7 protein-coding genes are annotated in these 5371 nt (G+C 65.4%); 2 read left to right on the top strand and 5 right to left on the bottom strand.

Features of this window, described 5'->3' with window-relative positions; all coding sequences use genetic code 11:
• Nucleotides 1–181: 181 nt before the first annotated feature.
• Nucleotides 182–583, bottom strand: coding sequence for a hypothetical protein (locus ABZ783_RS37280; protein ID WP_357447915.1), 402 nt, complete (start codon nt 581–583; stop codon nt 182–184).
• Nucleotides 584–797: 214 nt separating this feature from the next.
• Nucleotides 798–1349: an SMI1/KNR4 family protein gene (locus ABZ783_RS37275; RefSeq protein ID WP_357447912.1), complete on the bottom strand. Its 552-nt coding sequence runs from the start codon at nt 1347–1349 to the stop codon at nt 798–800.
• A 140-nt stretch (nt 1350–1489) separates the two neighbouring features.
• On the opposite strand from ABZ783_RS37275, the gene ABZ783_RS37270 reads away from it, so the two are divergent.
• Entirely contained in the window at nt 1490–1684 is a 195-nt protein-coding gene (locus tag ABZ783_RS37270; RefSeq protein WP_357447909.1) for a DNA-binding protein, read from the top strand.
• 47 nt (nt 1685–1731) lie between these two features.
• Here the strand turns inward: ABZ783_RS37270 and ABZ783_RS37265 are convergent, their stop codons facing one another.
• Complete coding sequence (locus tag ABZ783_RS37265) at nt 1732–2079, bottom strand: VOC family protein (protein WP_357447906.1); 348 nt, start codon at nt 2077–2079, stop codon at nt 1732–1734.
• A gap of 125 nt (nt 2080–2204) precedes the next feature.
• A complete protein-coding gene (locus tag ABZ783_RS37260) occupies nt 2205–3266 on the bottom strand; it encodes an FAD-dependent oxidoreductase (RefSeq protein ID WP_357447903.1) in 1062 nt (353 codons plus the stop codon).
• A 54-nt stretch (nt 3267–3320) separates the two neighbouring features.
• Between ABZ783_RS37260 and ABZ783_RS37255 the strand changes: the two genes are divergently transcribed.
• Complete coding sequence (locus ABZ783_RS37255) at nt 3321–3905, top strand: TetR family transcriptional regulator (protein ID WP_073838102.1); 585 nt, start codon at nt 3321–3323, stop codon at nt 3903–3905.
• A gap of 526 nt (nt 3906–4431) precedes the next feature.
• Here the strand turns inward: ABZ783_RS37255 and ABZ783_RS37250 are convergent.
• Nucleotides 4432–4824 carry a hypothetical protein gene (locus tag ABZ783_RS37250; protein ID WP_357447899.1) on the bottom strand — a complete coding sequence of 131 codons (393 nt, stop codon included), beginning with the start codon at nt 4822–4824 and terminating at the stop codon, nt 4432–4434.
• Nucleotides 4825–5371: the final 547 nt, after the last annotated feature.

The following is a 5371-nucleotide window of genomic DNA, read 5'->3' as shown; positions in this document are numbered from 1 at the left end:
CGTTACCCATGAACGTCCTCCTCCTGCGATGGGACACCAAGCCCGACAAGCGCATCAGGGGGACGTTCCTACGTCCTGCATCGACACGCAGAACGTCTTTCTATGCCGCCGATCGTGCGCGCTCTCCGCTGCGGCGGGCGTCGCCGTCAGTAGCAGCTGCGGCTCCGGCGAGGTGCGAACCTTACGATTGCTCTGGCGGCCCCACGTGCGGGGCCAGTCGTTCTCCAGCGGCGAGGTTGTCACGCCAGTAGCGATAGACCAGGCCGGGTACCACCTCAACCGACCCTGCTGCGACGAGACAGGTAAGAAGATCATCCTCGGCCGGTGCGTCGATGTCGAAGGCAATGATCACTGGTGGTTCTTCACCTACGTGCCGACGCACCAGTGCGCGCTCGTCGAGGGTGGGTTCCCGGAACCGAGGATCCCGGAACTGGGTCGGGCAGGCCAGGTATACGACGTCTGTGAAGGCCACCTCAAGACCGTGGTGGTAGGTCAGGTCGTGGCCTGCGGCCAACCGAAGCTGCGAGCCGTCGAAGTGCAGAACGTCCCAATCCCACCAAGATCCCTCAGGCAGTTCGATCACACCATCGATCCTCCCATCGGCGAACAGTCAATAGATCGAGTCGTCATCCGGATCTGCCGCAGGCAGTGCGCCGCGGCGCTGGCGCGTCCAGTATCCGTCGACCCAGGCGCGTACTGGTGCGACAACGTTCGGACATAGCCGATGTCCCGATATCGACCTGGATCGCGGTGCAGCATCGGCGCGCATTGACGGGCATGTGCGCCGGGCAGGAGTCTCAAACCTCGTCGTCGTACTCGCTCTCGGGCTGCATGGCCTGCACAAAGGACACGAAGTTCGGTGTCAGCACTGTTATCCGACAGTCCCACTCCTGGTCTACATGGACTACTCGCGGCTCGCCATCAGGACCGCTGTCCCGGTAGTCGAACGCGATCATGTCGTGCCCGGCGGAGGGGCACGTGGCGAAGTACACGCCGATCGCTGGGTAGCCCCATTCCTCGATCCAGAACCGGCTGCCGGCTTCGCCTGCCAGCGAGTAGCGCTTCTCCCGTCCGATCCCCATGATGCCGTCCACGGCGACGTGAGTTTCGGCCCACGTGGTCCGACTCGGCGCTGGGCAGCACGTGTTGTGCGGTATCTTGCCGTTATGCGACCGCATCAGCGTCACGTACGACGCCGGCAGCCGGTAGCCCAGTTCCGCCTCCACCGAATCAATCAACGCGGGCGACGGAGGTACGTCGACGTAGGCGCCAAGCGCGTACTCGTTGTCGTCCCAGAATGTGTCCGGGTCAAGGTCCGGAAAGGTGCGCTGAACAGGCTCGCCGACCATCGTGCTCCCTGCAGTCGGTCCGACACCATATCCGGCCGAGACATCAAGCCGATCGCGGGGTCACACGGTCGTCATGATCAGGCATCCCCGCCTGACGCGACAGGTGCATCGGGCGTGGGATAAGGGTCTAGCATCGAGCGGTGAATTCGTCCCTTGACACGTTGCCGAAGATCGGCGCGCCAGCGACGCGGGCGCTGAACGCCGCCGGCTACACCGCGCTACGCCAGCTCGCGGGTGTGCCACGCGCAGAGCTTGCCAGGTTGCACGGCATGGGGCCGAAAGCATTGAACATCATCGAGGCCGCCCTCGAACAGCACAATCTGCGGCTGAGCTGACGTCGGCCTGACGCGACGCGCCAAGTCCCGTTGCCAGTGGGCTTGGGTCAGGCGTTGGCGTACTGGGCGGCGACGTCGAGGATCCAGGTGATGCCGAAGCGGTCGGTCAGCATCCCGAACGCGGGTGCCCACTGCGCCGGGCCGTACGCCTCGACGACGGTGGCGCCCTCGGCCAGCTTTTCCCACAGTGCGCTGACCTCTTCGACGGTCTCGCCGCGGACGGACACGAAGAACGGCTCGCCGGTCAGCGTCATGCCGTTCTCGCGCGTGGAGGGCGTCGGCGCGATGCCGGCTCTGGCCTGGCTGGGCACGTCGTAGGCCATGACGTGGAAGCCGTCGTCGGCCGCGACCTGGCCCCAGACGACCTTGCTGGCGTCGGGCAGGTCCTTCGGCATCCCGAAGTCGCCTTACGTGATGACTGTGATCTCGCCGCCGAACACCGAGTGGTAGAACTCCTGCGCCTGCATCATGGCTGAACATTCCAGGACGCGGCCAACGAACCGCGCACGAGAGAGGCGTCCTAACTCGGCGGGCCGCCGAGCATGGCGGCCCGCAACAGCGCGTCTCGCAGCCACAGTGGCCGCAGGCGGGTCAGTCCGGCCGCCGCGCCGGCGATGCTCGCCAGCCGTTGCACAGTACGGCGACGCTGCCGGTCGTACCGCTGAAGCCCGTCCGCGACGGTCGGTGCCCGTTCCAACGCCTCGGCGAGTGCGACGGCGTCGATGAGCGCCTCGCAGGCGCCCCGGCCCAGATCAGGTGGCATGCCGTGCGCCGCGTCGCCGATCAGCGCGACGTTGTGCCGCACGAAAGACGCCAGGCGCGGCACCGCGTACAGATCGTGGCGCAGGATGCCGTCCTCGCGGATCGCGTCGAGAATCGGCCCTACCGGGGCCGCCCAGTCCCCGAAACGGGAACGCAGCTCGGCGAGCTCGGCTCCGGGCGAGAACGCACCCTCCGGTGCCGTGGTGGTGGCGTACCAGTTCGTCCGGTCGCCCTCCTGTGGCGTCACGCCGAACTTCGCACCCGCCCCCCAGGTTTCGGTGAACGCCTTGGTCGCCATGCCGTCGAGCCAGCCACGCCACGCGGTTTTTCCCGTGTACCGCGCGCGCCAGCCGGCGCCGAACAGTCCCACCCTGACCCGGCTGAAGATCCCGTCCGCCGCGACGACGAGGTCATGCTCCCGGCGCAGCGGATCGAGGTCGCGTACCGGTGTGGCGAACCGCAGCACCGACGGATCGACCGCCTCGCACAACAGGGCAAGCAGCGCCGGCCGGGACAGCAGGATGACCGGGTCGCCGGTGCGCCGCTCAAGCTTGGCGACGTCGATGGCGGCGATGCGCCCACCGTCGAGCCGCTGAAACGTGCCGGCACGCTGGGGCTGGCCCAGTGTACGGACCCGGTCACCGAGGCCGATTGTGTCCAGCGCGCGCAGCGCCGCGGGCCAGATCCCCAGCGCGGTGCCGGCACCCGACAGGTCGGGCTCTCGCTCGTACACGGTGGGGCGCCAGCCACGCTGGTCCAACGCGACGGCGGCGGCGAGCCCGCCGATGCCACCTCCGATGATCGCCACGGTTCCCTTCATGTCCTCAACGTACTACAGATGTAGTCCACAGACTACTGATGTAGTGTCCGTAGCATGCCGACCCGTCAAGAGCAACTGCTCGACGCCGCCATCGCGATCCTCGGCGGCCAGGGCGTCCGCCACCTCACGCACCGCGCCGTCGATGCTGCGGCCGGGCTGCCAGCCGGCTCCACTTCGAACTACTTCAAGACCCGCGACGCGCTCGTCGAGGCCGTTGTCGACCGCTTCGCCATGCGCGAACAGGCCGTATGGGAAACGATCGCCGGCCTGGTGCGCCCCAACACGCCGGATGAGCTCGCCAGCGCGCTCGCCGCGTTCGTACACCGGGCCACCGGCGAAGAACGGGCGACGACGCTGGCACGGTACAGCTTGTTCGTGGAGGCTGCGCTCCGGCCGACGCTGCGCCAGAAGCTCGCCGAGACCGCCGAGGCGATCCGGGATTGGGCAGCGCAGTGGCTGCGCGACCTGGGCTCGGCCGACCCGCACGCAGACTCCCGGCTGATCCTCGACCAGCTCGACGGGATCATGCTGCACCGCCTGGCATTCCCGGACCCGACGGCGGAACCGACCCAGCAGATCACCAAGCTGGTACGCGCAGTGCTCGGGAAGAAGGTGATCGACCAGGGGCTGTCGGCATGACCAGCCGGGGGTCACGGACGTGCAACGGTAAAGATCAAGTTAGTGGTAGACCAAGGTCGGGCCTGGAGGTCAAGAGGGCTCACGACCTGCACGGATGCCCTTCTCGGCAGGTACATCGTCAGCACACCGCAGGTCGGCTCGACCCCGCCAAACTACTCCCGATGGTCGACCCGGCCGCTTCGGCGCCGGCAGCAACGGCTCCGACACCGCCCACTGCACGTCAGTCAGGTCGAACCGCGTCGTCAACGCTAGGGTGTCCACGAGGTCTCCGGTTTCAGGTTCTGCTTTGGTCGCTGAACCATCTACCGGAGACCTCGCCCATTTTCGATCTCCGACACGCGAAGACCCTCAAGCCAGCTCAAGCCCTGACACAGGCCCTAGCCCGCCCGACCCGCCAGCGTCCGGACCTGAGTCAAGGTCCGCTTGACGTGGCGGGCTGGGCGGCAACCCACTCCAGGATGGCGGGTCGACGGCAGACAGTGAGGATGCCGAATCGCTCTACAAAGCGGGATCGCTTTGGCAGTTTTTACGACGGGTTGTAGTAATTGATCGACCTGCCACAGCTGTCGACGCTATAGTCGCAGAGCGTAATCTTGATTCGGTGGATGCCACCCACGAGGTTGGAGTCTCCGATGGTGAAGCCGAAGTGCTTGCTGTTCCAGGTGCCGCTGACAGTCCTCGTTTGCGATTCAATCTTTGAACTGGTTGCGTCGCTCGCGAACGCCTCGAACACAGCCGTTGCGGTAGTGCTATCGCCGGTGTATACGTCACCGGAAATGTATGCCGTCCGGTTGTACCAAGTGATTACACCGTCGGTGTTTCCCGCTGTGATGTAATCGACGCAACAACCGTAGACATCAAAGCCGGTTTGAGGGTAGGCGGCTGCCGCGGGGCTGGCGAATCCCAGGACGGCTGCCATAACGGTAGTCGATAAGAGTGCCAATAGACGCTTTGGTGCACGCATGAGTTGCAATGCTCCTCGGAGATAGGGAAATTGTCCTTCAGTGCCCGATGTAGGTGGATCTTGCCATTGGTCAATGATCGGTTCAAGGGTGCGACGGGCAGTCAGTGGTCGAAATGGAGGTTGATCATTGCCAATGGCCGAATAGTACGCATGCTGGTGGGGTATGGGTTGACTCCTAACGCCATGGGGTTGACCATCGGTGCCACACCGTCCGACGTGGTCGACGGGCGATGGAGGACACTTCCAGCCGACTGCGGCAGTGCTCGCCATCGCACTGTTCGCGTGCTTCCTGATCTTGTTCGCTGTCTTGCGGATTGGATGGCTGATGCGAAGACACGAGTTGTGGCACGAGGAGCGGCGACGGGCAACAGGCAACGAGAGCAGTTGAGCGTGGTTCGGCCGGCCTAAGAGCGACCGGCAATAGGTGTTACCTGAGCCTGCGGGTGGTGGGTCGGGTGTCCCAGCGGTAGAGCGTGCGGGCGCGTTGGATGAGTTGACGGAT

Origin of the sequence: Micromonospora sp. NPDC047738, assembly GCF_040642675.1 — a bacterium.
Lineage (GTDB): Bacteria > Actinomycetota > Actinomycetes > Mycobacteriales > Micromonosporaceae > Micromonospora.
The sequence above is the reverse complement of the archived record's forward strand: the minus strand, read 5'-3'. Positions and strand labels throughout refer to the sequence as shown.